Origin of the sequence: Pseudarthrobacter sp. NPDC058196, assembly GCF_042882685.1 — a bacterium.
In the GTDB taxonomy this organism is placed as follows: Bacteria; Actinomycetota; Actinomycetes; order Actinomycetales; family Micrococcaceae; genus Arthrobacter.
Genome location: NZ_JBHVVN010000010.1, coordinates 206,703 through 232,201, shown reverse-complemented (window position 1 = coordinate 232,201; position 25,499 = coordinate 206,703). Strand labels below are relative to the sequence as shown.

The 25,499-nt window shown below is 65.2% G+C and carries 23 protein-coding genes, 1 rRNA gene and 1 pseudogene; 6 read left to right on the top strand and 19 right to left on the bottom strand.

Going from position 1 to position 25,499, the window contains the following annotated elements; all coding sequences use genetic code 11:
* Positions 1 to 182: ribosomal RNA gene (locus tag ACFVVC_RS16060) — 16S ribosomal RNA — on the bottom strand; the annotation flags it as partial.
* A gap of 99 nt (positions 183 to 281) precedes the next feature.
* Here ACFVVC_RS16060 and ACFVVC_RS16055 point away from each other — a divergent pair.
* Positions 282 to 698, top strand: coding sequence for a hypothetical protein (locus ACFVVC_RS16055; RefSeq protein ID WP_387455300.1), 417 nt, complete (start codon positions 282 to 284; stop codon positions 696 to 698).
* 37 nt (positions 699 to 735) lie between these two features.
* Here the strand turns inward: ACFVVC_RS16055 and ACFVVC_RS16050 are convergent, their stop codons facing one another.
* Positions 736 to 1,818 (bottom strand): TerC family protein, encoded by a 1,083-nt coding sequence (locus tag ACFVVC_RS16050; protein ID WP_387455298.1) that lies wholly within the window; start codon positions 1,816 to 1,818, stop codon positions 736 to 738.
* A gap of 348 nt (positions 1,819 to 2,166) precedes the next feature.
* Here ACFVVC_RS16050 and ACFVVC_RS16045 point away from each other — a divergent pair, with 348 nt between their 5' ends.
* On the top strand, positions 2,167 to 3,039 hold the full coding sequence (locus tag ACFVVC_RS16045) for a universal stress protein (protein ID WP_387455295.1): 873 nt from the start codon (positions 2,167 to 2,169) through the stop codon (positions 3,037 to 3,039).
* Positions 3,040 to 3,154: 115 nt separating this feature from the next.
* Here ACFVVC_RS16045 and ACFVVC_RS16040 read toward each other — a convergent pair whose 3' ends face one another.
* The gene (locus ACFVVC_RS16040) at positions 3,155 to 3,886 is read right to left on the bottom strand and encodes an excalibur calcium-binding domain-containing protein (RefSeq protein ID WP_387455292.1); all 732 of its coding nucleotides are present in this window, start codon (positions 3,884 to 3,886) and stop codon (positions 3,155 to 3,157) included.
* Positions 3,887 to 3,961: 75 nt separating this feature from the next.
* On the bottom strand, positions 3,962 to 5,350 hold the full coding sequence (locus tag ACFVVC_RS16035) for a DUF1524 domain-containing protein (RefSeq protein WP_387455289.1): 1,389 nt from the start codon (positions 5,348 to 5,350) through the stop codon (positions 3,962 to 3,964).
* Between the two features lie 270 nt (positions 5,351 to 5,620).
* Here ACFVVC_RS16035 and ACFVVC_RS16030 point away from each other — a divergent pair, with 270 nt between their 5' ends.
* The gene (locus tag ACFVVC_RS16030) at positions 5,621 to 6,013 is read left to right on the top strand and encodes a VOC family protein (protein WP_387455286.1); all 393 of its coding nucleotides are present in this window, start codon (positions 5,621 to 5,623) and stop codon (positions 6,011 to 6,013) included.
* Positions 6,014 to 6,033: 20 nt separating this feature from the next.
* On the opposite strand, the gene ACFVVC_RS16025 is transcribed toward ACFVVC_RS16030, so the two are convergent.
* The 7 genes from ACFVVC_RS16025 to ACFVVC_RS15995 form a co-directional block, all read right to left on the bottom strand.
* Entirely contained in the window at positions 6,034 to 6,834 is an 801-nt protein-coding gene (locus ACFVVC_RS16025; protein WP_387455284.1) for a putative hydro-lyase, read from the bottom strand.
* 19 nt (positions 6,835 to 6,853) lie between these two features.
* Positions 6,854 to 8,119: an MFS transporter gene (locus ACFVVC_RS16020; protein ID WP_387455281.1), complete on the bottom strand. Its 1,266-nt coding sequence runs from the start codon at positions 8,117 to 8,119 to the stop codon at positions 6,854 to 6,856.
* Between the two features lie 152 nt (positions 8,120 to 8,271).
* The gene (locus ACFVVC_RS16015) at positions 8,272 to 8,802 is read right to left on the bottom strand and encodes a GNAT family N-acetyltransferase (RefSeq protein ID WP_387455278.1); all 531 of its coding nucleotides are present in this window, start codon (positions 8,800 to 8,802) and stop codon (positions 8,272 to 8,274) included.
* 30 nt (positions 8,803 to 8,832) lie between these two features.
* Positions 8,833 to 9,858 carry a LacI family DNA-binding transcriptional regulator gene (locus ACFVVC_RS16010; protein ID WP_387455275.1) on the bottom strand — a complete coding sequence of 342 codons (1,026 nt, stop codon included), beginning with the start codon at positions 9,856 to 9,858 and terminating at the stop codon, positions 8,833 to 8,835.
* Positions 9,859 to 9,894: 36 nt separating this feature from the next.
* Positions 9,895 to 10,626, bottom strand: a complete 732-nt coding sequence (locus ACFVVC_RS16005) for a cupin domain-containing protein (RefSeq protein ID WP_387455272.1) — start codon at positions 10,624 to 10,626, stop codon at positions 9,895 to 9,897.
* A 2-nt stretch (positions 10,627 to 10,628) separates the two neighbouring features.
* The gene (locus ACFVVC_RS16000) at positions 10,629 to 11,597 is read right to left on the bottom strand and encodes a PmoA family protein (RefSeq protein WP_387455271.1); all 969 of its coding nucleotides are present in this window, start codon (positions 11,595 to 11,597) and stop codon (positions 10,629 to 10,631) included.
* A 28-nt stretch (positions 11,598 to 11,625) separates the two neighbouring features.
* Positions 11,626 to 12,759, bottom strand: coding sequence for a Gfo/Idh/MocA family protein (locus tag ACFVVC_RS15995; protein ID WP_387455268.1), 1,134 nt, complete (start codon positions 12,757 to 12,759; stop codon positions 11,626 to 11,628).
* A gap of 282 nt (positions 12,760 to 13,041) precedes the next feature.
* Between ACFVVC_RS15995 and ACFVVC_RS15990 the strand changes: the two genes are divergently transcribed.
* Positions 13,042 to 15,429: a glycoside hydrolase family 3 N-terminal domain-containing protein gene (locus ACFVVC_RS15990; protein WP_387455265.1), complete on the top strand. Its 2,388-nt coding sequence runs from the start codon at positions 13,042 to 13,044 to the stop codon at positions 15,427 to 15,429.
* Between the two features lie 8 nt (positions 15,430 to 15,437).
* On the opposite strand, the pseudogene ACFVVC_RS15985 reads toward ACFVVC_RS15990, so the two are convergent.
* From ACFVVC_RS15985 to ACFVVC_RS15950, 8 genes and pseudogenes are all read right to left on the bottom strand, one after another.
* Positions 15,438 to 15,674 (bottom strand): annotated as a pseudogene (locus tag ACFVVC_RS15985) (transcriptional regulator); the annotation flags it as partial.
* A gap of 36 nt (positions 15,675 to 15,710) precedes the next feature.
* Positions 15,711 to 16,388, bottom strand: a complete 678-nt coding sequence (locus ACFVVC_RS15980; protein ID WP_387455262.1) for a DUF624 domain-containing protein — start codon at positions 16,386 to 16,388, stop codon at positions 15,711 to 15,713.
* Positions 16,389 to 16,437: 49 nt separating this feature from the next.
* Positions 16,438 to 18,072, bottom strand: coding sequence for an extracellular solute-binding protein (locus ACFVVC_RS15975; protein WP_387455260.1), 1,635 nt, complete (start codon positions 18,070 to 18,072; stop codon positions 16,438 to 16,440).
* Positions 18,073 to 18,078: 6 nt separating this feature from the next.
* Positions 18,079 to 18,948, bottom strand: coding sequence for a carbohydrate ABC transporter permease (locus ACFVVC_RS15970; protein ID WP_387455328.1), 870 nt, complete (start codon positions 18,946 to 18,948; stop codon positions 18,079 to 18,081).
* 92 nt (positions 18,949 to 19,040) lie between these two features.
* The gene (locus ACFVVC_RS15965; RefSeq protein WP_387455257.1) at positions 19,041 to 20,021 is read right to left on the bottom strand and encodes an ABC transporter permease; all 981 of its coding nucleotides are present in this window, start codon (positions 20,019 to 20,021) and stop codon (positions 19,041 to 19,043) included.
* A gap of 8 nt (positions 20,022 to 20,029) precedes the next feature.
* Complete coding sequence (locus tag ACFVVC_RS15960; protein ID WP_387455254.1) at positions 20,030 to 22,108, bottom strand: beta-galactosidase; 2,079 nt, start codon at positions 22,106 to 22,108, stop codon at positions 20,030 to 20,032.
* Positions 22,109 to 22,461: 353 nt separating this feature from the next.
* Entirely contained in the window at positions 22,462 to 23,040 is a 579-nt protein-coding gene (locus ACFVVC_RS15955) for an SOUL family heme-binding protein (RefSeq protein WP_387455251.1), read from the bottom strand.
* A gap of 52 nt (positions 23,041 to 23,092) precedes the next feature.
* Positions 23,093 to 23,599, bottom strand: a complete 507-nt coding sequence (locus tag ACFVVC_RS15950) for a DUF3592 domain-containing protein (protein ID WP_387455248.1) — start codon at positions 23,597 to 23,599, stop codon at positions 23,093 to 23,095.
* A gap of 134 nt (positions 23,600 to 23,733) precedes the next feature.
* Between ACFVVC_RS15950 and ACFVVC_RS15945 the strand changes: the two genes are divergently transcribed.
* Together ACFVVC_RS15945 and ACFVVC_RS15940 are read left to right on the top strand one after the other, a co-directional pair.
* Positions 23,734 to 24,195 (top strand): MarR family winged helix-turn-helix transcriptional regulator, encoded by a 462-nt coding sequence (locus ACFVVC_RS15945; RefSeq protein ID WP_387455245.1) that lies wholly within the window; start codon positions 23,734 to 23,736, stop codon positions 24,193 to 24,195.
* Positions 24,192 to 25,445, top strand: coding sequence for an MFS transporter (locus ACFVVC_RS15940; protein WP_387455243.1), 1,254 nt, complete (start codon positions 24,192 to 24,194; stop codon positions 25,443 to 25,445). The genes ACFVVC_RS15945 and ACFVVC_RS15940 overlap by 4 nt, the downstream gene beginning before the upstream one ends.
* Positions 25,446 to 25,499: the final 54 nt, after the last annotated feature.

Here is a 25,499-nt window from a genome sequence, read left to right as displayed (position 1 = left end):
AGGTCATATCCGGTATTAGACCCAGTTTCCCAGGCTTATCCCAGAGTCAAGGGCAGGTTACTCACGTGTTACTCACCCGTTCGCCACTAATCCCCCCAGCAAGCTGGAGATCATCGTTCGACTTGCATGTGTTAAGCACGCCGCCAGCGTTCATCCTGAGCCAGGATCAAACTCTCCGTTGAAGTAAAACAAAAACAGACACAACCACAACCACCGGAAATAACGGCGACCACAGCTGCACAAAATTTGAAACCAGCCAAAAACACCATGCACACCACGGGGTGGCGGCACAGCACAATCAACCAATCCATAAAACAATTGGTATCAACAAACTTGGCACACTATTGAGTTCTCAAACAACAGACACACCCAGCACCACCCAAACTCACGTTCAGGATCGCTCCGGAGCAACTTTCCAAACTTACCCGATCATCAGGATCACCGCAAATCAACGTTCCCGTCGATTTCAGGTCCTCACAACCAGCCCCGCCCATCAGGCACACCACGAAGGCGAGCCATTTTCAGGCCGTTCAGAAGGGGTTTTTATCGCTATTTTTCCGCATCAGCGGCGGCGACTCAGAAAACAATACACGCCCACCAACCCCACTGCAAATCAGCCATCCGCTGTGGCCGATGGCTCCAAAATCCTTGCAGCTGCGGGGATTCTGGAGGCCACCGGGGCTTGCCGCCGGCTTTAGCAGCCGGATCTTCGTCTTATGCAGTGAGTCACAGCTGTTACTTCGGTGTGCCGGCCGCAGGAGTCGTGTCCTCCGCCGGCTGCCCATGCGCTTCCGGGTCCTCCTCGGAGGCCGCAGCAACCGGACCGCCACCCACCGTATGGCGCCCACTTCCGTCGTTATCGCCACGGGTCTTCATGAGGCTGGCCACCGTGGCTACGGCAATGGTGGCGCCGATGAACAGCAGCGAGAACCAGATGGGGATCTCAGGCACCCACAGGAGCGGCTGTCCGCCGTTGACGAAGGACAGTTCGTTCACGTGCAGGGCGTGGAAGACAAGCTTCACACCGATGAAGGCAAGGATGACGGCCAGGCCCTGGGCCAGGTAGACGAGGCGTTCCAGCAGTCCCCCGATCAGGAAGAACAGCTGGCGCAGGCCCATCAGGGCGAAGGCATTGGCGGTGAAAACGATGTAGGCCTCGTTGGTGAGACCGTAAATGGCCGGGATGGAGTCAACGGCGAAGATCAGGTCCACGAAGCCAATGGCGATGATGGTCAGCATCATGGGGGTAAAGAAGCGCGTGCCGCCTTGCTTCACGGTGAGCTTGTCGCCGTGGTACTCGTCGGTGATTGGCAGGACGCGGCGCACCAGTTGCATGAACTTGCCGTCGGCAGGGTTGGAGTCGTGGCTGCCGAAAGCCTGCTTGTAGGCCAGGAAGAGCAGCAGTGCGCCGAAGATGTAGAAGATCCAGGAGAAGTTCTCGATCAGGCCGGCCCCAATGGCGATAAAACCGCCGCGAAGGATCAGCGCAATGACGATGCCGATCATCAGCACCTTCTGCTGGTACTTCTTCGGGACAGCGAACCCGCTCATCACAATGAGGAAGACGAAGAGGTTGTCGATCGAGAGAGCTTTCTCGGTGAGGTAGCCGGCGAAGTACTCCCCGCCGTAGGGCCAGCCGGACACCAGGCCGATGCCCACTCCGAACAGCAGGGCCAGCCCAATGTAGAAAGCCGACCAGCGCGCCGATTCACCGATGGAAGGCTCATGGGGTTTGCGCACGTGCGCGAAAAACTCGTAAACGAAGAAGAGGACTGTCACACCAAGGGTGATGATCCAGATCAGTGGTGTTACCTGCATTTGGGTACTCCAAGGGTCGGCGTTGATTGATACGCCAAGGTCTCCTCCGCCCGGACTGATCCGGAGCCGACGGCCCGGGATGCTTCGCTGCATCCGTATTGACGGGCCAATCACAGACGGGAGTACTCCCCTTGATACGTCGATTCTAACGTAGGCCGGCGGCACGCATCCACGGCTGATTCCTGCAGTTGGCTGCCGGCAGTGGAGTTCGGTTCCAGGGCGGTCAGCGCAAATCATGCTGTCCGTCGCGGGACATTGGCCCCTGGCCTGTCCTGGGCTCTGCATAAGAAAATAGAGCCGGGCAGTCCACGACGCCGTGGCGGCCGGTACCGGAGGATTGGGGGCATTGTGGAATCCAAAGCCATCGTGGTGGGCTACGACGGTTCGGAGCCGGCTGCACTCGCGGTCCGATGGGCCGCAAAAGAAGCGGCCCGGCGCAAACTTCAGCTGCATCTGGTGCATTGCACCCTCTGGCCGCTGCTGACGAAGAACCTCGGTCCGGTCCCCGGAGTGAAGGACAGCGGGCTCCAGCACGCGGCAGAAAAGACGCTCCAGGAGGGCGGCGATCACGCGCACCAGGCCGCCCCGGAGGTGGAAGTCCTGACCAGCCTGCTGTCCGGGAGCCCCACCGCCCATCTGCCCAGGATCTCCGCAGGTCAGGCCATGCTGGTCCTCGGAAGCCGCGGACTCGGAGGATTCATGGGCCTGCTCATCGGCTCAGTCAGCCTCGAGATGGCAGCCACCGCCTCGTGTCCAGTGGCTGTGATAAAACCCGGCGAAGACCCTGACGGTCCCGTAGTGGTCGCCGTTGATGACCCGGCGTCCCCTGCGGCACTTGAAGATGCTTGCGCCGCGGCTGCGTCTTCGGGAGCCCGGCTCGTCATCATTCACGTCCGGACAGTTCCGGCCGGCTACCGGCTTGTCCGGGACCCGGTCGATCCCGGTGCCGCGGCCGAGGCCCTGTTGGACTCGGCTGTCGCGAAGGCGCAGGAGTTGGCACCTGGTCTTACGGTCGAACAGCAGCTGCTGACCGACACCTCAGTTCCCCGCGCCATCCTGCATGCGTCCCAGGGCGCACGCCTGACCGTCGTCGGGACCAAAGGCCACGGCCTAATCAAGGGAAGCATCGGGTCGACGGCGCATGCCGTCCTCCACCATGCCAAGGGTCCGGTGATCGTCTCCCGGCGCCCGCCCGCCGCCACGACAGCGCACGAATCGTAATCCGTGGCGGAGGTGGGTGCCCATTCCGGCGGCCCGCCTCTGACCCGGACACAGGAATGCCGTGGAAACCTCCGCGTAGAGGAAGTTTCCACGGCACGCCGTCCTGCCCGCGGTTCTAACGCTCGCAGGCAACTCCGTCGCCGTCGCGGTCCAGAGCCGACCTGTAACCTGGCTGACCCCTGTACAGCGGGGCCGCACCGGCGGCCTTCGCGGCTGTGCAGTTGGCGTAGTAGCCCTGCTGCGCCGGCGCAGCAGGAACGGCCGCAGGAGCAGGTGCCGGAGCCTGGGCTGCCTTCTGAGCCGCGGCTGCCGCAGCTTGGTCTGCTGCCGCTTTGGCAGCGGCAGCTTGATCAGCCGCCGCCTTGTCCGATGCCGCCTTGTCCGCCGCTGCTTTGTCGGCAGCGGCTTTCGCGGCTGCGGCGGCGTCGGCAGCTGCCTTGTCGGCTGCCGTCTTCTCGGCAGCGGCCTTTTCAGCGGCGACCTTCTCCAGGGATTTCACCCCAAGGTGCACTGTGGAGCCCTTTGTTGCCTGTATGCCGTTTGAAGGGTCCTGGGTCAGCACCTGCCAGTTTTTCGTCGCGCCGATGGCCTTGCCGTCGACGGTGTCCTTCGCGTCAACCTTGAAGCCGAGCTTTTCCAGCTGGTCCGTCGCCTTGTCCAGGGTCAGTCCTACAACTCCCGGGACGGTGACGGAGGCTTCCACCGTGGCAGTCGCCGATGCGGCGGAGGCGGGCTCCACCGCCGCCTGCTTGCCGCCGCCGCAACCGGTCAACATAAGCCCGGTCAGCACAGCCATAGCCAGCGTCTTCTTCAACCTGCCGGCTGCAGGCCCGATGTTTTCTTTCATGATTCCCCCTAGGAATGCGTGTGATGGTGATGGTGATGGTGGCAAGAGGGCCCGGAGAATCCCGGGCAAGAACGCCTACTCGCAGGCGATGCCGTCGGAGTCGCGGTCAAGCGCCGGACGGTATCCGGCCTGGCCCGCGTAGATCGGCGCCGCTCCAGCGGCCCTCGCAGCAGTGCAGTTGGCGTAATACACAGCGGCCGGCGCGGGAATGGGCGCCACCGGAGCAGGGGCAACCGGAGCGGGCGCGGGGGCAACGGGAGCCGGAGCAGAGGCCGGGGCAGCAGGCGCGGGGGCAGCGGGAGCCGGAGCAGGTGCAGGCGCAACAACAGGCGCGGGCTCGGCAGCCGCGGGCGCCGGGTCCTGCTGGTTGGTCGGCGCCAGCTGACCGGCGCAGTCGCCCAGGATCCGTGCCATCGCATCGTGCTCGGCCTGGGTCACCCACAGCCCGTATGTGGCCTTCACTGAAATCTGCCGGGCCACATACTCGCAGCGGAACCCTTTGTTGGGCGGCAGCCAGGTGGCGGCGTCGCCGTCGCCCTTTTGTTGATTGATGGGCCCGTCGGTCGCCTGCAGGTTCAGCGGGTCATTAGCGAATGCCGTCCGCTGCCCGGCGGTCAACTGCTGGGCACCCTTCTGCCAGGCGTCGCTCAGCGCCACCACATGGTCGATCTGCACAGCGGTGCTCGTCGCGGCACCGCGCTCGAAACTGATGGTGGTGCCCGTGTACGGATCGGCGAGGGTGCCGGACTGCACCTTGCAGGGCACGCTGTTCGTGAATGTGATGCCGGTGAGGTCCCGTTTGAGGATGTCATTGCGCGTATCGCAACCGTTCCGGTCCACATCCGCCCATGCCTGCCCGAATTGCGCCCGGTCATAGCCCGTCTTCGGCGCCCGGCCCTTGATGGGAAGCGTTGCCAGCAGGTCGATCGCCTTGGTGGCGTAGGCGGGCTGCGTGTTGGGCGCTGCCACGTTGGCACCCGCAGCCACGGCATTCGGAGTGTCCGGGTCCAGAGGTTCGCCGGTTTCCTCAGCCACGGGCGCAGGGGTGGGAGTGGGCGACGGCGCCTCCACGGCTGGCGCAGTGACGCTCGCTGTTGCGGCCCTCGCCGTCGCCCTGCTCTCCGCGGAGGCCGCCTCAAGGTCCGCGCCTGCGACGCGGGGCAGCGCCACGGCACCGCCGATGAGGAGGGCGAGGGACGCCGCGATCGCGACGCCGCCGGCCTTGCGTTTCGCCGGCAGCCAGGCCCAGGAACGCCGCCCCGTGAGCAGGACGTATAGACCAGTCAGCGCAACGGAGATGCCCAGGAAAATCAGGGCGCCTCCAATACCGCCGCTAAGTGCGCCCAGGAGCATCAAGATGGCGGTAACAGCTCCGATGATGAACGTCGAAGCGCGTGGATTCCGCGGCGGCTTCGGCGCCGGCGCGGACGGAGCAACCCCCAAAAGGGTCTCGTAGTCGGACATTTTTCCCCAATGACGAGGAGGCCAAGCAATTCGGCACCCCTTTGTTTGCCTGGCCTTCTGCTAAGCCGTGCAACACTCGATGCCGCTGAGCCTACGGCCCTGTGACGTGCGGATTTCTCGTCTACGGGAATACTCGGCCAACATTCAGCCAGTCTTGAGGGAACCTTGAGGAAGAGGCCTTCCCGCGCGTCATAATTCCGAGGGGAAGGTGACTCAACCCGCGGCGGACAACCGTTCCCCGTTGCCATGGGCAAAGGTAGAGTTGCCCGCATGCAGATGCGCCTCGAGGTTGTCCAGGTCCCGGTTTCCGACGTCGAGAAATCAAAAGCGTTTTACACAGAACAATTGGGCTTTGTGCTGGACCACGACGTGGAGCACATTCCCGGCATGCGCGTTGTCCAGCTGACGCCGCCAGGCTCCGCCGCCTCGGTGGTGATCGGAACCGGCATGACCGCCATGGCGCCGGGCAGCCTGGAGGGGCTGCAGCTGGTGGTACCGGACCTCCCCGCCGTCCGGACAGAATTGGTGCACCGCGGGGCGGAGATCAGCGAAATCCAGGACCTGGGCGGCGTCCTGTTCGCCTACTTCAGCGACCCCGACGGCAACCGCTGGGTCATGCAGGGACAAACCCCGCCGGCAGTCCGAAACGCCCACAAAGCCTGACCACGGACGCCCGCGAGTGCTCAGAAGATCTGATAGTCCGAGTCGGCGGCATCGGTGATGAGCATGTAGCCAGGCGCGTGAGTAATTGCGAAGGGCGGCCGGGACTCCAGGAGCGCAGCCTGGGGGGTAACACCACATGCCCAGAACACGGGAACGTCATCTTTCTGTGGAATTACGGCATCACCATAATCCGGACGGTTCAGATCCCGAATGCCGATGGCTTCGGGGTTGCCGATGTGGACCGGGGCCCCGTGTACGGCAGGCATGTGCCCAGTGACCTGGACCGCGGTCTCTACAAGGTCAGCCTTGATGTACCGCATTGAAACAACCATTGGTCCATGCAGGCGGCCGGCGGGTCGGCAGGGAATATCAGTGATGTACATGGAGACGTTCTTGCCCTGCTCCACGTGCCGGAGCGGGATTCCTTCTTTCACCAGCAAGGACTCGAACGTGAAGCTGCATCCGATGAGGAACGTGACGAGGTCCTCGCGCCACTCGCTAAGCACATTCGGGGTTTCGTCCTCCAGGCGCCCGTCTCGCCAGACACGATAGCGGGGGAGGTCTGTCCTCAAGTCGGCGGCAGGAGCCAGCGCCGTTGTCGTGGAGCCAGGGTCGGTCACGTCGAGAACGGGGCACGGCTTGGGGTTTCGTTGGCAGAACAACAAGACATCGTAGGCCCAGTCTGACGGTACCGAGATCATGTTGACTTGCGTAAAACCGGCAGCCCAACCCGAGGTGGGGACCGCAGTTCCCGCCCGGAAGCCGGCCCGGGCGGCCTCCGGGGTGATGTTACGAGCTTTTAGAAGGTCCAGGGATTTCATGTCTTCCTTAGTGGATCTGTCAGGCCAGTTCGCGGTTTTTGGTTTCAGGTAGACCGAGCAAGGCAAGCACGGCGATGGCGTAGCCCGCGGCACCGAAAACCATGGCTCCGCCCAGTCCCCAACTACCCGCGAGGAATCCTACGAGCGCCGGGAAAAAGGCCCCTACGGCACGGCCGAAATTGTAGGTAAAGCTTTGCCCGGTTCCCCGGAGGTGGGACGGATAGAGTTCGGAGAGGAACGCCCCGAACCCGCTGAAAATAGCAGAGGTGAAGAAGCCAAGGGGAAACCCGAGAACGAGAACCAGGGTGTTCGCACCGGCCGGAATGTTCACATAGGCGAAAATAATGAGAGTCGAGAGGATCGAGAAGAGGAAGAACGTCTTCTTCCTCCCGAGCTTGTCCGTCAGGTACCCGCCGGAAATATAACCGATGAATGCTCCGGAGATGAGGAACACCAGGTAGCCGCCGGTACCCACAACACTGAGTCCCCTTTCCGTCTTCAGAAAGGTTGGCACCCAGGATGCAAGCGTGTAGTAACCGCCTTGAACTCCCGTGGCTAAAAGCGACGCGAAGAAGGTGGTCCGGCCGAGGGGGCCGGAAAAGATCTGGGAGAACCGGCCCCGGGACGAACTGGCGAGTCGCCGCTCTGTCGCGGAATCTGCGTCCTTGACGTTTCGACGCACGAAAATCAGCAGCGCGGCTGGAATCGCGCCTGTCCAGAACAGGACTCTCCAGGCCATATCCGAGGGAACGAAGCTGAATATCACTGTGTAGGAAATGACTGAGAGTGCCCAGCCGACGGCCCAGGAGCTCTGGATGAAAGCGACGGCCCGGCCGCGGTATTCGGGTTTCGCGTATTCGGCGACAAGGATTGCACCGGTTGCCCATTCGCCACCGAATCCCAGCCCTTGTAGGGCACGAAACACCAATAGTTGCTCAAAACTGGTGGCAAAGCCGCACAGCACGGTGAACACGGCGAAACACGCGACCGTGATCATGAGGGTCCGGGTTCTACCTATCCGGTCTACCATGATGCCGGCGAGGGCACCGCCAACCGCCGAAACGACAAGGGTGACGGTGGTGAGCAGGCCCGCTTGGCCTGTTGAGATGTGAAAGTACGTACCAATCGCTACAAGAGCGAGTGGCAGTACCTGAAAGTCGTAGGAATCGAGCGCATAACCGCCGAAGGCACCCATCCAGGCCTTGCGGCCTCGGGCTCCCAGCGTTTTATACCAAGCAAATCTGCCAACGTCTTCGTTGGAGCCGATCTCTTGTACTTTTGTCATGATGACCTCATGGATTGGGGGCGCTTGCCCAAAAAAATGCAGGAGTGGCAGAGGAGTTCCCTCTGGAATATGGGGTGAAGAAATCCCAAGTAGACGGGGTTGTGGATGTGCCCCGAAGTGTTCATCAGTCTAAAAGTTGTTCAACAATCTGTCTAGACCTCAATGTGGTCCGATAGGATCGGCGCGGTAGCGGGCCGGTCCCGGACCATCCGCAGTTCCGGCACGCTTTCCCACTCCGGCGGAAGGTTGCCGCGACCGCCGTCGAACGCGAAGCCTTGGCGGAGGTAGAAGGACTGCGCCCTCACGTTCTCTTCCAGCACCCACAAATAGGCGGGCGAATCGCCGAGGGCGGCCCCCAGCAGCGCCTTCCCCAGTCCGCTCCCCTGTGCCCGGGACAAGACAAAGATCGAGTACAGCTCCAGCGGAAATGGGCTGTCCTCCCGTGGCGGGCCGGCATCGGCAAGGCCCACAATTTCACCGCTGGCATCCTCGGCGACGATCCGTGGGTGGGGAACGTCAAGATACGGCCGACGCCGGGCCACGCGTTCCGGGATTGAGCGCCGCCGTTCAGCAAAAAATCCGGGCGAGAGCAGGTGTCCGTAGCTTTCCTCATGCGCCGCCGTATGCATGAGCACGATGGCCTCGGCATCCTCCGGGGTGGCCCGGCGAAGTACATAATCCATCGCTCCAGCCTAATCAGGGCCGGCGCCGGGTCAGTGTTTTGCCGGGGCCGCCGTGGATCCGCGGACCACCAGTTCCGTGCCCAGCTCGATCCGCTGCGGCAGTTCCTCGTCGCCGTCCAGGTGCCGGAGCAGGGCACGCATGGCGGTCTCCGCCATCTGCACCACCGGCTGCCGGATGGTGGTGAGGCCCGGCTCAACCCATTCGGCGGCCGGAATGTCGTCGAATCCAATGATGGACAGGTCCTCCGGGATGCGCAGCCCGGCAGAGCGCGCAGCACGGTAGGCACCCAGTGCCTGGTCATCGTTTCCGGTGAAGATCGCCGTCGGCCGGTCCGGCAGTGCCAACAGCTTGCGGGTGGCCGCCTCGCCGGCTTCGATCGAGAAGTCGCCGGGCACCATCAGTGCCGGGTCCAGCGCAATGCCGGCCCGGCGCAGCGCGGAAATGTAGCCGTTTTCACGGGCACTGCTGCACTGCAGGTCTTCGCGTCCGCCAATCATGGCGATCCGCGTGTGCCCCAACTTGAGCAGGTGCTCCGTGGCCGAGTAGCCGCCCTCCCAGTTGGCCGCGCCCACGGTCATCAGGTCCGGTCCGGGCTGGCCCACGGGGTCGATCAGGACCACCGGGATCCCCAGCGATTTCACCCGCTGGATCTGCTTGGCGTCCAGCTGGTACACGGCCATCAGCAGGCCGTCCGATTTCCGCTCCGCGAGGTTGGCCAGCCAGGGCCGGATCCGGGACCCGTCCAGGCTCAGGCTGCTCACCACGGTTCCGTACCCGGCGTCCTGCGCCACCCGTTCCACGCCCTCGATGATCTCCAGGGCCCATTCCGAGCCCAGACCGGGAAACACGAGGTCCACCAGGCCGGCTTTCTGCCGGCGCTTGGCAGGGCGGCGCGCGTAATCCCGCCGGGCGATGATTTCCTCCACCCGTGCCCGGGTCTCCGCGGCCACGTGGGCATGCCCGTTCAGCACCTTGGACACGGTGGGAACGGATACGCCGGCCTCGCGGGCAATCTCGCTGATCGTCGCGCGCCCGGTGTCCTGTTTGCTCACCACGGAAACCACCCTTTCACCCGGGTCACGCGCCCGGGGCTAATTATCGGAAAGTTCCCACGCCTGGATCCGGCCACACATGCCGTAAATCCTGCGGTTTTCCCGTTTTCCCATCGTAGTTCGCGCGTTCGCCAGATAGATACTTTCCGCCGTGTCCAGGGAAACCAGTTGCTGCCTGGTGACCTCCGCCTGCCGGGCTGCGCCCCCTGCGAGAAGCCCGGCCCAGGCTCCGGCCCTGGCTGACGCCAGCCGGGCGGCCGCGGCGTGGAATCCCGCCAACGCCGCCGGCCCGGATTTGAGGACAGCGTCCTTGAGCGCCAGGTAGCCTTCCAGCGCCAGGTCACGACGACGGCGCGCGGCTTCCTCCGCTACGGCCAGTCCAGTGTCGGCATCCTTGTGCTCCAGGGCGGCGGCGCGGCCGTAAGCGGCCGGGTCGGTGAGGTGCTCCGGCGGGAAGGTCATCACGGCATCCCCGTGTTCGGGCAGCCCCGCGTTTTGCATGACCACCAGGATCTTCAGGTCCCCCGAATCGTTGATGGCCCGGTGGACTGTGCCGGGGGTGAACCAGAGAACCACCCCGGGCACCAGCGCAGTGGTGGTGAACCCGCGTGAATCAAGGGTCTCCAGCCGGCCGGAGCCTTCGAGCACCACGTAGGCTTCGGTGGAGGCGGTGTGCACGTGCGGCGACCCGCCGGCGGCGCCGTCCACCCCCGGCCAGTCGTAAATGCTGATCTCGGACAGTCCGGTGGCACCCGGGAACGTCGAGCCCACGCTCAGGCCCAGCTGCCAAGGGCGGTTTGCGCGGCCGCCGCCAGCGCCGCGGCGCGGCGGGAGTCCACCTCGCCGTCGGCGATCACCACCGCATAGCGGTACGTCAGCGGTTCGCCTTCACGCAGCGGGACCTCTGCGCTGAAGAAGGGGGCCGAACCCAGGCAGGCGAACATGGAGGACCGCGCAAACCACTGGTTGGGTGCGCCGGGGTTTGAACCGTCCTCCACGAAGGCAACGGTGGAGGACCGGCAGCTGACATCGTGCTTGCCGGTGAAGGCGATCCACGGCGAGCGGGTGCCCATGAATTCGTCGGTTCCGGTGCCGTCCTCGTTGCGGAATTCGCCGCCGGCAAAGGACCGGGGCCCGCGCCAGAAGAGGCCGCCGTAGCCTGCGTTGTGGCGGCCTTCCGTGGTGGGGCTGCCGATCCGGATCTCTGCCCCGGAGATGTTGCCCATCCGGGTTTCGAAGAGGATGGCGTAGGCACCCCCGGTTTCTTCGCCGGCACCGCTGTCCGGCAGCAGCTGGATGGTGAAGCGGCGGTCCTCCGCCATGACCGGGTCACCGTCCTGCGAGGTCCAGGTGAGGGATTCCGACGCCGTGATCCCTGCGCCGGAGTGCTCGATCCCAGTGAAGGAGGTGTGGGTCATGGCGCCGTTATTGTCCAGGTTGGCGTACTCCGTGGCGCGTGTGTAGGTGGCGCCGCCCCAGAAGTTGTGGCTGCCCACGTTCGGGAGCGCCCAGGAAAGGCCCTTGTGCCAGACGTGGTCCCAGGGCCGGGAGATGGTCACGTCGTCTCCGCCAAGGGTGGTGAGCGGATGGAAGAACGGGCGGGGGCTCTCGTATTGGGGGTCCGTGGGCCGGTAGGTGTAGGTGGCGATGGGCTTGCCGTCGGCGGTGAAGGTGAGGGCTGCGCCGTCGTCGGTGACATCCAGCCGGGCAGTGTGGACGGCTGAAGGGGTGGTGGTGGGCATGGCGGTAAGCTCCTGGGGGTATGGGGTGTCAGGCGCGTGCTGCGTCTAAAGCTGAATCGTTGAGGGCCGTCGCATCCAAGGCGGCAGTGCCCAGCCCGTCTCCGTCCATCCCGCGGTAGAAGGGGTGGCCGGAGACAATCTCGCCGAGGCGGACGGCCCTGCCGGTAAAGGCGGAAGCGTAGATCGCGGCAGCGAGCTCAAGGGTCTGCCTGGCGGAGTCCGCGCCGGCGGGCAGCGGAAGCCCGGCGTCGAGCGCGTGGTACATCGCCAGGAACTGGGCGGAGTGTCCGCTGCCGCGTTCCAGCGGCCGGCTGTGCCATTCGGTGCGGACCTGGTCTTCGTGGCCTGGCGCGCCGGTAACGGTCCAGTTGTCCGTGGCGTAGCCGTAAAGGTGGCTCAGTTCCACGGTGGCGAACTCGCAGTCGATCCGGATGTCCGAGGTCTCCCTGGGCGAGAGCAGGGAGTTGACGATGGTGGCCACGGCGCCGTTGCGGAACCGGACCAGCGCGGCGGACAGGTCTTCGGTGGACGTGGCACGTGCCTGCCGGCCTGCTATCGCAGTGACTTCCTCCCACGGTCCCAGCAGGTGCAGGAGGAGATCGAATTGGTGGATGCCGTGGCCCATGGTGGGGCCGCCGCCCTCGGCGTTCCAAGTGCCGCGCCAGGGCAGGTCCCAGTAGCTGTCCGGCCGGTACCAGAGGGTATCGCAGCGGGCCACCAGCGGGCGGCCGAACCCGGCGCCCCCGATCAGTTCCCGGGCAGCGCCGGCTGCATCCCCGAACCGGTGCTGGAACACGCAGGAGAACTGGGCGCCGCCTTTGGCCTGGGCTTTCTCCAGCCGGTCAAAGTCCGCCAGGCTCAGTGCCGGGGGTTTCTCCGAGAGCACGTGCACCCCGGCCTCGAGGCATTCGATGGCTTGGTCGATGTGCAGCATGGGCGGGGTGCACAGGTGCACGATGTCCGGTTGGGCCCCCGCGAGCAGTTCGGCCACGGTTAGGTATGTGCCGGGAATGCCGTGCTTCTCCGCAAAGGAGTCCAGCCGGCCTTGGTCCACGTCGCAGGCTGCCACGAGCTCGGCGCGCCCGCCTGTCCGTGCCAGGTTGTCCGCGTGGACCGCGGCGATCCCGCCGGTGCCCACGATGGCCACTTTGTACGTCCGCATGTTCTCTCCGTCGTTGCAGTGAAGTCGTTGCCCGTGAAGGTGCCAGGCCATCTGGCGTTGAGCCAGCAGGGGTTGGCGCCGCGCTGCGGGCCTTCCATAAGAAAGTTTCGGTACTCAAGCCGAAGTTTCTGATGATCCGTACAGCTGCAGAACAGCTGCAGAACAGGCCTGACTTCAACGGTAGGAAGATTTGGATTCCAGAGTCAAGGGTTTTTCATCTAGAAACTAAACATAAGTTTCTGATACTTTCTTAGAAACATCTTCCGATCCTAGGAGACGCCCGTGACCAGCGGTGCCGCCGAAAAGCAAGCCCTCCCCTCACCCGCGGAGGGCGTCGAGCCGCCTGCCGCCGTCGGACACCTGTCCCCCGACGAGCTGGTCCGGCAGATGACCCTGGAGGAAAAACTGGCCCAGCTGGTGGGCGTGTGGGTGAATGCTTCCACTGACGGCGACTCCGTTGCTCCGTTGCAGAACGAAATGGCAGGGGACGCCCGTTCCTGGGAGGACGTGATCTCTGCGGGCCTCGGCCAGATCACCCGGATGTACGGCACGGTTCCGCTGGAACCGCTCGAGGGGGCGCGGCGGCTGGCCGCTGCCCAGGAGCAGATCATGGCCGCCTCACGGTTCCGGATCCCCGCCCAGGTGCACGAAGAATGCCTGGCCGGGCTGGCCGCCTGGAAAGCGACCGCCTTCCCTGTACCGCTGGCATGGGGCGCCACCTTCAACCCGGTGCTGGTGCGCCGGATGGCCGGCCTGATCGGCGGCCAGATGCGGCAACTGGGCGTCCACCAGGGCCTGGCGCCGGTACTGGATGTGGTGCGGGACCTCCGCTGGGGCAGGGTGGAAGAAACCATTGGCGAGGACCCCTACCTGGTGGGCACCCTGGCAAGCTCCTACGTCAAAGGGCTGGAAGCGGCAGGGATCGTGGCCACCCTCAAGCACTTCGTAGGCTACTCCGCCTCACGCGCCGGGCGGAACCACGCGCCCGTCTCCATGGGTCCCCGGGAAATCGCGGACGTCATGCTGCCACCGTTCGAACTGGCCATCAAGGACGGCGGCGCCCGTTCCGTAATGCACGCCTACACGGACACCGACGGTATTCCCGCCGCGGCCAACCGCGCCCTGCTGACTTCCCTGCTCCGGGACGAGTGGGGCTTCGCCGGGACCGTGGTGGCGGACTACTTCGGCATCGCGTTCCTCAACGCCACGCACGGCGTCGCCGCCGATTCCGGGGAGGCTGCAGCCCTGGCGTTGGCAGCGGGAGTCGACGTAGAACTGCCCACGGTGAACTGCTACGGAACGCCCCTGCTTGGGCGCGTGCGCTCCGGCGAGGTCCCCGAATCCCTGGTTGACACCGCGCTTCTGCGGGTGCTCCGGCAGAAGCAGGAAGCCGGCCTGCTCTCGCCTGACTTCGACCCCGCTCCCCCGGCCCTGGCTGCCGGCGCCATTGACCTTGATCCGGCGGCCCACCGGGCACTGGCCAGGGAGATCGCGGCACAGTCCCTGGTCCTGCTGAGCAACAGGACGCACGACGACGGGCCAAGCCTGCCGCTGCCTGCGGCGGCTTTGGCGTCGCTGGGCGTAGTGGGACCGCTGGCGCAGGACCCGTTCGCCATGCTGGGCTGCTACTCCTTTGACGCCCACGTCGGCGCTTCCCATCCCGAGGTGCCCATGGGCATCCGGGTTCCCACTGTGGCCGGCGCAGCCGCCGAGCGTTTTGGCCGGATCCGGACCGCGGCCACCGGAACGTGCGAGGCCATCAGCGACCCGCACATCCTGGAAGCCTGCCGGCTTGCCTCAGTCGTGGACACCTGCGTGATCGTGGTGGGTGACAATGCGGGCCTCTTTGGCCGCGGCACCTCCGGCGAAGGCAACGACGCTGCCGACCTTCGGCTCCCTGGTGACCAGCACCGCATGCTGGACCAGGTCCTCACCGCGGCCGAGGCTGCCGGAACGCGCACCATCGTGGTGGTCCTCAGCGGCCGGCCTTACGCCCTGGGCGACTTCGCAGGCAGGGCCGGGGCGATCATCCAGGGGTTCTTCCCGGGCGAGGAGGGTGCCGAGGCGCTGTGGGACGTCCTGACCGGAGCCGTGAGCCCCTCCGGCAAGCTGCCGGTGTCCGTCCCTCGGACTTCCGGCGGGCAGCCTGGCACCTACCTGCACAGCCGCCTGGCCGGCCCGTCCGGCGTCAGCGCGCTGGATCCGTCGCCGCTGTTCGGGTTCGGGCACGGCCTGTCCTACACCACCTTCGACTTTTCCTGCCACACGGCCAGCGGGCCCACCATGACGACGTCGGGCGCCATCACCGTGGGATGTACGGTGGCCAATACCGGCCTGGTTGACGGGGCGGAAGTGGTGCAGCTCTACCTCGAGGACCCGGTGGGCGAGGTGGTCCGGCCGGTCCGCGAACTGATTGGCTATGCCCGGGTGGACGTCGCCGCCGGCGCCTCGGCCCACGTGGAGTTCACGGTCCACGCGGACCGGACGTCCTTCACCGGCGTGGACCTGAAGCGCGTGGTGACCCCGGGCCTGGTGAAGCTGCATGTTTCAACCTCCAGCAGCCGGGACATCCACACCCACGAACTCATCCTGCACGGCGGCCGCCGCGTGGTGGGCTTTGACCGGGAGATGCTGACACCGGTAACGGTAACGCCGCTCCAGGCGTACTGACCGGAGAGGGTGGTGGTGGTTCCGTCCCCCGCCGTGTAGCGAAGGCGGATCGCGCGCACCTCGTCCATCGCCTCCTCCAGCGCGGATTTGATGGCGCGGCACGAGGCGGGAAGCGCGGTGACCCGGACGCGGTGGGCCAGCTCGCCGGCTCATGCCCGGGTTTTGGGATCGAGGACATCCATGGTCTTCCGGACACCTGCTGCTGCCAGATCGGCGTAGGGTCCATCGGGTGACCTCGCCAAAGCCATTCAGTCAGCCGCTTCCCGCACCGCCTGAAGGGGTCAGGCGGCAGTGAATTTCTCCTCAACGAGCGCCAGCAGCGGGCGGGAGTTCAGGCACGCCAGGAACACCACGGTCCCGGCGAGCAGCGGCAGCAGGTAAGTGGTGGTCATCAGCAGCAGTGTGGCGGTGACGAACAGGATGCCGGCGTTGCCCAACGAGACCCGCTTCCGGGCGCTGAAGCTGTACAGGGAGAGCCGGTAGAGGTCCCGGGTCCGGAACGAGAAGCGGGACAACAGCAGCAGCGCGTTCAAGGCCGCCGTGGCCATGAGCAGCGCAAGGACCACCAACGCCGGCCGGAGTGCCGGCGCGGCCGGCCCGAGCGACGGCAGCCCCGCGAGGTTGACCGCGATGACGGCCAGGACCAGCAGGTACGGCAGCCACACCTGCAGGGCCTGGCCCGCATTCGTCCGGTAGCCGCGGATGAAGTCCTGGTACACCTGGCCCTCATGCCCGGCGAGCACGCGGTTGAACGCGTACATGCATGCCACCAGGGCCGGCCCGGCCGGAACGAGCGCCGGCAGGACCAGCCAAACCCCTGCAAAGGGGGCCGCCACGAGTGCCACCGGGAGCAGGACGTTGGCCAGCACCAGGAGGGCCGAGCCCGTCATCACGCCCGCCACGGTGCCGGCCGCCCTGAACAGGGGGCCGGCACCGTACTCCGCTTTCTTCTGAACCACCAACTGCCTTTCGGTCACCGCGGCAGGCCCGCTGCCGCCGTCGTCCGCTCTACTTCTTGTCCGCGTAAGCCTTGTATGCCTTGTTGGCCAAATCTACATACTTGCCCATGCCCTTGCTGTCCAGCTCCTTGACGTAAGCGTCGAACTCGGAGAGGGGCCGCTGTCCGGTGATGAACTTCAGGGTGTTCTGCTTGACGTGGTCCTTGAGCGGTGTGAGCACCAGCGTGGCCTGTTCGCGGTCCGTGTCGCTGAACGGCACGGGCGGCGCCACCGGCTTGGGCGTCTTGCTCTTCATGGCCTTTTGGAACGCCAGCTCCTCGTCATTAAAGGTGGACTGCAGCAGGTCCGTGGTGCCGCCATAGGAGAAGTTTCCGCCGGAGAAGCCGTAGTCCACGCGGAGGTCCTTGGTGCCGGCCGGGTTCAGGCCCTGGAAGTTGATGTCCTTCGCCAGGACGCGCTTGCTGCCGTCCTTCGTGTAGGTGGTGCCCGGCACGCCCCACTTGGAGAATTCCTGGCCGGCGTCGCTGTAGAACAACCAGTCGATGTACTGCATCAGCGCCACGAAACTGTCCTTGTCCTTCACCGATGAGTTCAGCATGATGCCGTTCTCCAGCCGCGACCCGCCGATCAGGTCACCGGCAGGGCCGCCCGGGACAGTGATCTTGCGGACCGCGAAGTTGCCCTTGCCCAGGGACTGCTCCATGGAGGTGCGGTAGGTGATGATGTTCTGCGAGTTGGCGCTGATCACGAACGACTTGCCGGACGTGAACTTCTGGATGGCGGAATCGTCGGTCTGGGTGAAGCTTTCCGGGTCCATCAGGCCTTCGGAAACCAGCGAGTTGAAGTAGGTGACCAGGTCCTTGAACTGGCTGCTGGCCGAGCCGAAGGCGAATTGCTTTTTGGCGTCGTCGAACGCCAGGCCATCCACCAGGCCCCAGCCGGCCACCGTGCCGAAGGCGGTGCCCGCAACGTTCAGAACGCTGTTGCCGTTGAACCGGTCGGAGAAGGGCACGACGTCGGGGTGGGACTTCTTGAGCTTGCGAAGCACCTCGCGGAACTCGTCCCAGCTCTTGGGCTCGGCAATGCCTTCCTTTTCCAGCACGTCGGTGCGGAACGCGAGCGTGTAGTCCGGCCAGAGCTCCTCGTGCAGGCCGGGCAGGACGTAGTACTTCCCGTCCTCCTGGGTGAGTCCTGCGATTTCAGGTTCCAACTTCCACTTCTTGATTTTGTCCTGGTAGTGGGGCATGAGGTCCACGTAGTCGCTGACCGGGAGGACCGCGCCGGAGGACACATACGCGCTCTCCTGGCCGGGATAGGTCTTGGCGATGATCTCCGGGGCACTGCCGGAGCTGATCAGGAGGCTGCGCTTCTGCTCGTAGTCGCTGCTGGGGACGATGGTGGGCTGCAGCGTGACGTTGTTGTCGCTGGCCATCTTGGTGAAGAGCAGCCAGTCCTTCTTGTACGGGTAGGTGGGCTGATCGCTGAACAGGAACGTGAAGCTCAGCGGCGTCGTCGCCTTGAACGTGTCCCCCACCCCGAAGCTGTCCATCGCACCGTTGCGGGCCTTTGAGGTGTCCACCTTGCTGCCGGAATCCGAGTCGCACCCGGCCATCACCAGGCCGAAGGCTGCGAGCGCGGACAGGCCGAGGAAGTCTCGTCTGCGGATCATGGGTTTTCCTTTCATAACGGGTTATTCCTTGACGGAGCCGAGCATGACGCCCGAAAAGAAGTACTTCTGGACGAACGGGTAGACGCACAGGATGGGGATGATGGTGAGCACGATGGTCACCGACTGGATGTTGGCGGCGATCTGGCCCACGTTCTCTGCCGTGCCGCCGGCGGAGCCCGCGGTGGTGACCCCGGCAATCATGTTGCGGAGGTAGATGGTCACCGGGAACAGGTCCGGGTTGTCCAGGTAGAGGAACGCCTGGAACCAGGAGTTCCAGTTGGCCACGGCATAGAACAGCACCATGGTGGCCACGATGGCCTTGCTCAGCGGCAGCACCACCCTGAACAGGACGCCGTACTGGGTGAGGCCGTCGATGGCGGCCGCCTCCTCCAGTTCCCGTGGCATGTTTTCGAAGAACGACTTCATGATCAGCAGGTTGAAGACGCTGATGGCGTTGGGCAGCACCACCGCCCACAGGGTGTCCCGCATGCCCAGCGACGTGATGAGCACGTAGTTGGGGATCAGCCCGCCGTTGAAGAACATGGTGAACACGGCGATGCCGATGAACACGCTGCGTCCCTTGAGGTCCTTCTTGGCGATGGCGTACGCGAAGCTGGTGGTCAGGACCATCGAGATCGCGGTAGCCACCACCGTGTAGAGGATGGTGTTGCCGTAATTCCGCCAGAACACCGGGTCCGCCAGGATCAGCTGGTAGGTCTGGGTATTGAACCCCAGCGGGAACAGGTTGACCTGTCCCGCGTTGATGAACCCTTCGCTGGAGAAGCTCTGCGCCAGGATGTTCAGGAACGGATACATGGTCAGGAAGACCACCACCAGCAGGAACACCAGGTTGGCCACGCGGAACACCCGCATGCTGCGGGAGACCTTCATATCCTTGACCAGCACACCGGTGTCCGCCGTGGGCGCCGTGGCCTCCTGCACTGCGGTTTCCTTCACGGTTATCCCTTTCACGGTGGCCCCTTTCACCACAGGCTCGTTCCGGCGAGCCGTTTGGAGATGGCGTTCGCGGAGAGGATCAGCGTGAGGCCGATGACGGATTCGAACATGCCGATCGCGGCCGCGTAGCTGAAGTTGGAGGATTCCAGACCCACCCGGTACAGGTAGGTGGAGATGACATCCGAGGTCTGGTAGTTGAGCGGGTTGTAGATCAGCAGGATTTTCTCGAAGCCCACGGCCATGAAGGTGCCGATGTTCAGGATCAGCAGCGTGATGATGGTGGGCCGGATGGCCGGGAGGGTAACGTGCCAGGTCTGCTGCCAGCGGTTGGCGCCGTCGATCCTGGCGGCCTCATACAGCGACTCGTCAACCCTGGTGAGGGCGGCCAGGTACAGGATGGCGCCCCAGCCCATGGTCTGCCACACCTCGGAGCTGATGTACATGGGCCGGAACCAGGCGGCGTCCTGCGTGAAGTTCACCGTGCTGCCGAACACCGTGCTGGCGATCTGGTTCACTGTTCCGGTCATGGAGAAGTTCTGCAGGATCATTCCCGCGATGATCACCACGGACATGAAGTGCGGCAGGTATGCCACGGTCTGGACGAATTTCTTGAACTTCTGTGAGCGCAGCTCGTTCAGCATCAGCGCAAAGATGATGGGCATGGGAAAGCAGAACAGGAGCGTCAGCACGCCCAAAATGATGGTGTTCTGGAAGGCCTGCCAGAAGCTGGGATCGTTGATGAACAAGGTGACGTACTTCAGCCCCACCCACTTCTCGCCGAAGATGCTGCCGCCGGGCTGGAACTGCCGGAACGCGATGACGTTGCCGGCCATGGGCAGGTAGCGGAAGATGGCGAAGTAGGCCAACGGCAGCAGCACCAGCGTGTAGAGCCGCCAGTCGCGCTTGATGGCCAGCTTCCAGCCGCCGGGCTTGTTCCGGGGTTTGTCCTTGCTGCCGGGCGGGTTTGTGGTGACCGCCCCGGGAGGTACTTCCAATCGCGTGGCCATTTTGCCTCCTACCGGCCGGTTTCTGCGTGTGTGCGGGCGTGTTCTCCAGCTGCCTCTTCCAGGACCAGGACCCCGTAGGCGGCAAGTTCCACCGCGCCGGTGAGGCGGGTGCCGGTGAGCACGTCCGTGCCGCCTGCCCCGACGTCCACCCGGGCGGGCGCGTCGTTGTGGTTGAGGACCAGCAGGTAGCTGCGTCCGTTGCCGGTACGACGCCGGGCCTGGACTCCCAGCGGCGCGTCCAGTTCAGGGCGGATCCCCGCAGCGGTCCGTTCGGCGTCGAGCAGTTCCTCCAGGAAGGTGCCGTCCACCCTCGCCGAGAGGTAGACCGCGGTGCCGCGGCCGAAACTGTTGCGGGTGACAGCCGGCGACCCGGCCAGCCTGCCCGAGGCGTAGCTGGCCAGCACCTCCGCCGAGGTGGTGTGCAGGTGTTCGGTCCAGTAATCCGCTGAGGCCGTGCCGCCGTCGGCCGTTGAAAGCTTGACGGCCTCGCCGTCCCCGGCCAGCGGGTGCATTTCCTCGCTCCACGCACCCAGGACGTTGCGGAGGGCGCCCGGGTAACCGCCCAGCCGGATGGTGTTGTCCTGGTCCACGATGCCGGAAAGGTAGCTTGCCACCAGGCGGCCGCCGCCGGAGACGTAATCTTCCAGGCGCCGGGCGGCATCGTCGGTAAGCAGGTAGGTGGCGGGAAGGACCACCAGGCTGTACTGGCGGAGGTCGCTGCCGGTGTCCACGAAGTCCACGGTGATATTGGCGTCGAAGAAGGGCCGGTACAGGCGGAGGACCTCCTGCGCGTAGTTCAGGTCCGAGCGGGGCGAGTTGCCCAGCTCCAGGGCCCACCAGCAGTCCCAGTCGAAAACGAGGGCCACCTTGGCGGTGGAGCGGGTGCCGGTGATTCCTGCCAGGTCCTTCAGTTCCCGGCCCAGTTCGCAGACTTCGCGGAATACCCGGGTGTCCGGCCCGGCGTGGTTCACCATGCCGGAGTGGAAGCGTTCCGTGCCGCCCCTGGCCTGCCGCCACTGGAAGAAGAGGATGGAATCGGCTCCCTGCGCGATCGCCTGGTAGGAGCCTAGACGCATCTTGCCGGGGAGCTTGGAGACGTTGACGGACCATTGGCTGACGGCCGCGGTGGCTTGTTCCATGACCAGCCAGGGCTGGCCTTTCCGCAGCGAGCGCATCAGGTCGAAATTGAGGGCGGCCGCAACGTGGGCGTCGGCTTCGCGCGGGTCCGGGTAGATGTCCAGCGCCGCGGCGTCTTCCTCGGCGGCCCAGGCCCAGTAGTCGTTGTTCTTGTAGAAGCGCATGAAATTGGTGACCACGGGCAGCTCCGGCGTGTGCCGGCGCAGGATGTCCCGTTCGGCCTTGTAGTGCGCCAGCATGCTGTCCGAGGTGAACCGGTGGTAATCGAGGCGGCGGGACGGGTTGGACCAGGCGCGGGGCTGGGCAGGTGCATTGACCTGCGCCCAGTCGGTGTAGACCTGGCCCCAGACGTCGGTGCTCCAGGCCCGGTTCACTTCCTCCAGGCTGCCGTACTTGGCCTGGAGCCACTCGCGGAAGGCGCGGTCGGCGTGCGGGCCGTAGGAGACGGGGCCGTACTCGTTATTGACGTGCCACATGCACAGGGCGGGATGGGCGGCGTACCGTTCTCCCATCTTTTCCGCCATTGCCAGGGACTTTGCCCGGTATACGGGGTGGGAGACGTCGAAGTGCTGGCGGGAGCCGAAGCCGAAGGTGCTGCCGTCCGCCAGGACCGGGAGGATGTCCGGGTGCCGGGCAACCAGCCAGGCGGGCGGGACGGCGTCAGGGGTGGCCAGGTCCACGCCGATGCCGTTCGCGTGCAGCAGGTCCATGATCTCGTCCAGCCAGCCGAAGTCGTAGACTCCGTCTGCCGTTTCGAGCCTGCTCCAGGAAAAGACGGCCAGGGTGACCAGGTTGACCCCCGCTTCCTTCATGAGGCGGACGTCCTCGTCCCACACCTCGCGCGGCCACTGTTCCGGGTTGTAGTCCCCGCCGTACGCGATGCCGCCAAGCCGCTCATGCAGGCGCTTAAGCCGGTGTTCGGGGGTATGGGTGCGTTGCTCGCTGGTCATCATTGTCCTTTGGTTGGCATGTTGGCCGCGGGCTCCCCACCATTGCGACCTGCATCACACAGAGAAACTATCGTAAACTTTCAGCAATAACAACAACTACGGGAAAGTAGGAGCGCACTTCCTTGGGCGCAGCGCCGTGGATGGGAACGCTAACAAGGGTGTGCCTGAGCCATTTGCGGGCCCGAAAAGCGGCGATCCGGAAGCATGCCGGGTTCAAGAATATCCAGGCTGGAAAGAAACTATCGGATCTGCCATGAACAGCCCGACGCCGCCCGCGCCGCCATCAACGCCTGGCTTGAGTCCGCCTCATGAGAACACTGCCTGGCGCAGGGTCCCATCCCCCGGGCCGCCCGCTATTGGGGCTGCCGGACGTCCTGCACCACCTCGTTGCGGCGCAGGAACCAGGGCTTGAAGGGCGGATCGAAGCGGGTGAACCTGGGAAGGCCAACCGGCACCAGGTCCGCTAGCCCGAGTGCCGCCTGCAGCCCGTTGTTGTGGCGCTCGAAAGAGGCGGCGGAGCCGCTTCCTGAGAAGCCCTGGGCGGCGGACAGGGATCCGGGAACTCCCCGCACCGTAACCCTGGGGTCGGTGGGGACGGGCGCCGTCTCGACGGTCAGCCCGGCCGGCAGGACGAATGCCACCACAAATTCGGCAGCGCCACCCGTTCCGGGCAGTGGTCCGCTTTGCAGCACGGGCGCCGTCATCGCCAGCTTTTGGGATGCCGCTTCCTGGATCACCGGAGCGGTCATGGCCAGCTTCTGCCGTGCGGTATTGCTCCCGGTGATGTAGTTGAAGAGATGGCGGAAGGCGGCGTTGCCGGCGCGGTCAAAGTCAGCGGTCACCCTGACCTCGGCCACCACACAGTCCGGGTACCGGCGCAGCTCGAAGTGCGGATAGGTGCGGACCACGTCAAAGGGCTGCTGTTCAGTCATGGTGCGTCAGAGCCTACGCCCGAGGTGGCGAAGCGGCCAGACCCGCTGCGGCTCATACGACGCGTTGCGTGCCGCGCCTCCGGAAGAAGCCGCGCAAGGCTCCAACTCCCATCAGGACGACGGCCAGGACGCCAATCGCGCCGAAGATCACTGTCAAAACCACGCCGGCACCACGGAACCACTCGCCGTCACTCTCATAGCCAGGCACGATCGCCCGGCCAGGATCGTCTTCGGCATAGATCACCGGAACGTCGGTTCCCACCACCGGGTGCTGGTCGTGGTCCACGGCCGCGAACGTTTTGTGGGCTGACCCGTCCGGCGTCGTAAAGTCCACCTGGATCCTTCGCTGGGAGGCCTTGGTGACGTCGTCAAAGTGGACGATTGTCCCCGAAGTCCGGGCGCCGGTGCGCGCGAGCTGCTCGTCGGCGTTGATCATGAAGCTGCCCACGCCGATCATGATCGGCCCCAGGCAGATGACCAGGACGGTCACCGCCAGGTTCAGCTTTTTCTTCCACGGCTGCGGGGGTCTGCGGTTTTTGTCGGTTCTGCGCCCAGTCACGGCTCCCATTCTGCCCGAGCCTGTCAGCAAAACCACACCGTGGGCCGTTGCCACGGGCAACCATGCGCGGCATAATAGTTAGCAGAACTAATTAGCAGTGCTAAATAATACTTGCAGGAGGCGCACCCGCTTATATGACACCCGCCCACACCAAGCCCCAGGCAACCGCTGACCCCACCGCCCCCGACACGCTCGCCATCGACCTTCGCACCGCCGTGATGCGCACGTCCCGGCGGCTCCGCGTCGAAGCCACCGGCGACATCATCACCCCCGGCCAGTACACCGTCCTGGCCTTGCTCAACGGCAGCGGTCCGAGCACGCTGCGCGCACTGGCCGAGAGCGAACACGTCCAGGCCCCTTCCATGACCAGAATCGTCAACGCCCTCGCCGACCAGGGCTTCGTCACCAGGTCCGCCCATCCCGACGACGGCCGCCAGGTCCGCGTGGGCATCACCGACGCGGGCAGGACGGTCCTTGAGGAAGCACGCCGGCAGCGGACCGCCTGGCTGGCCCGGCGCGTGGCAGGGCTCAGCGAGGACGACCGGCTCACCCTGAGCCGCGCGGCCCGCATCATGCAGGAAATGAGCGGCAAATGAGCGCAATGTTCCGGGCCCTCGAAAACCCCAACTACCGCATCTGGGCCGGCGGGGCGATCGTGTCAAACATCGGCACCTGGATGCAGCGGGTGGCACAGGACTGGCTGGTCCTGACCGTCCTGACCGACCACTCCGGCGCCGCCGTGGGCCTCACCACCGGACTTCAGTTCCTGCCCATGCTGCTGTTCGGCCCTTACGGCGGAGTGCTGGCGGACCGCTACCGGAAACGCATCATCCTGATGTGGACGCAATTGGCCATGGGTTTCACCGGCCTGGCCATCGGCCTCCTGGTGGTCACCGGCACTGCCCAGTTGTGGCACGCCTACGTGGCTGCGTTTTGCCTGGGTGTGGCCAGCGCCGTGGATGCCCCCGCCCGCCAGGCCTTCGTGTCCGAACTGGTTGGCCAGGACAACATCTCCAATGCCGTGGCCCTGAACTCGGCATCCTTCAATACTGCCCGGCTCACCGGCCCCGCGATCGCCGGCGTCCTCATCGCGTGGGTGGGCACCGGCCCGGTATTCCTGCTCAACGCTGCCAGCTTCGCCGCCGTACTGGTCTCCCTGTTCCGGATCCGGACCAGCCAGGCCGCTCCTGTGGCAGGCCAACGCAACAAGCACCAGGTGGTGGAGGGCATACGGTACGTGCGGCGCCGTCCGGATCTGATGTTGATTATGGTCCTGGTGGGCATCCTGGGCGCGTTCGGGATGAACTTTCCGGTCATCAACTCGCTGATGGCCACCACCGAGTTCAGCATGGGACCCAGCGAATTCGGTCTCCTCGGCTCGATCATGGCGGTGGGTACCCTGGCCGGCGCCCTCCTGGCGGCGCGCCGGTCCGGCCCGCGGCTGCGCTTCCTGCTGGGCGGCGCCTTGGGCTTGGGATTCTTTACGATCCTCGGCAGCGTGGCGCCGTCGTTCTGGACTTACGCCGCCATCCTGGTTCCGGTGGGCCTGGCATCCATCACCTTCCTGAACAGTTGCAACACCAGCATCCAGCTCTCCGTGGAAGCCCCGTTCCGCGGCCGCGTCCTGGCGCTGTACCTGGCCGTGCTGCAAGGCGGGACCGCACTGGGTTCGCCGCTGGTGGGCTGGATCGGCAGCCAATTCGGTGCCCGCTGGTCCGTCGCATCCGGCGGCATCGTGGTGCTCCTGGCCGGAATCGCGGCTGTGGTGGCGGTGAGCAGGCGGAACCGGATCACCTTCCGCGGCGCGCTCCGGATGGCGCTGGGCAGGCGGGAACCGGCCGTCTGAGGGACGGTTGGGCAGGAATGGCCCACGACGGCACCGGCGGCAGCCCGCGATGGG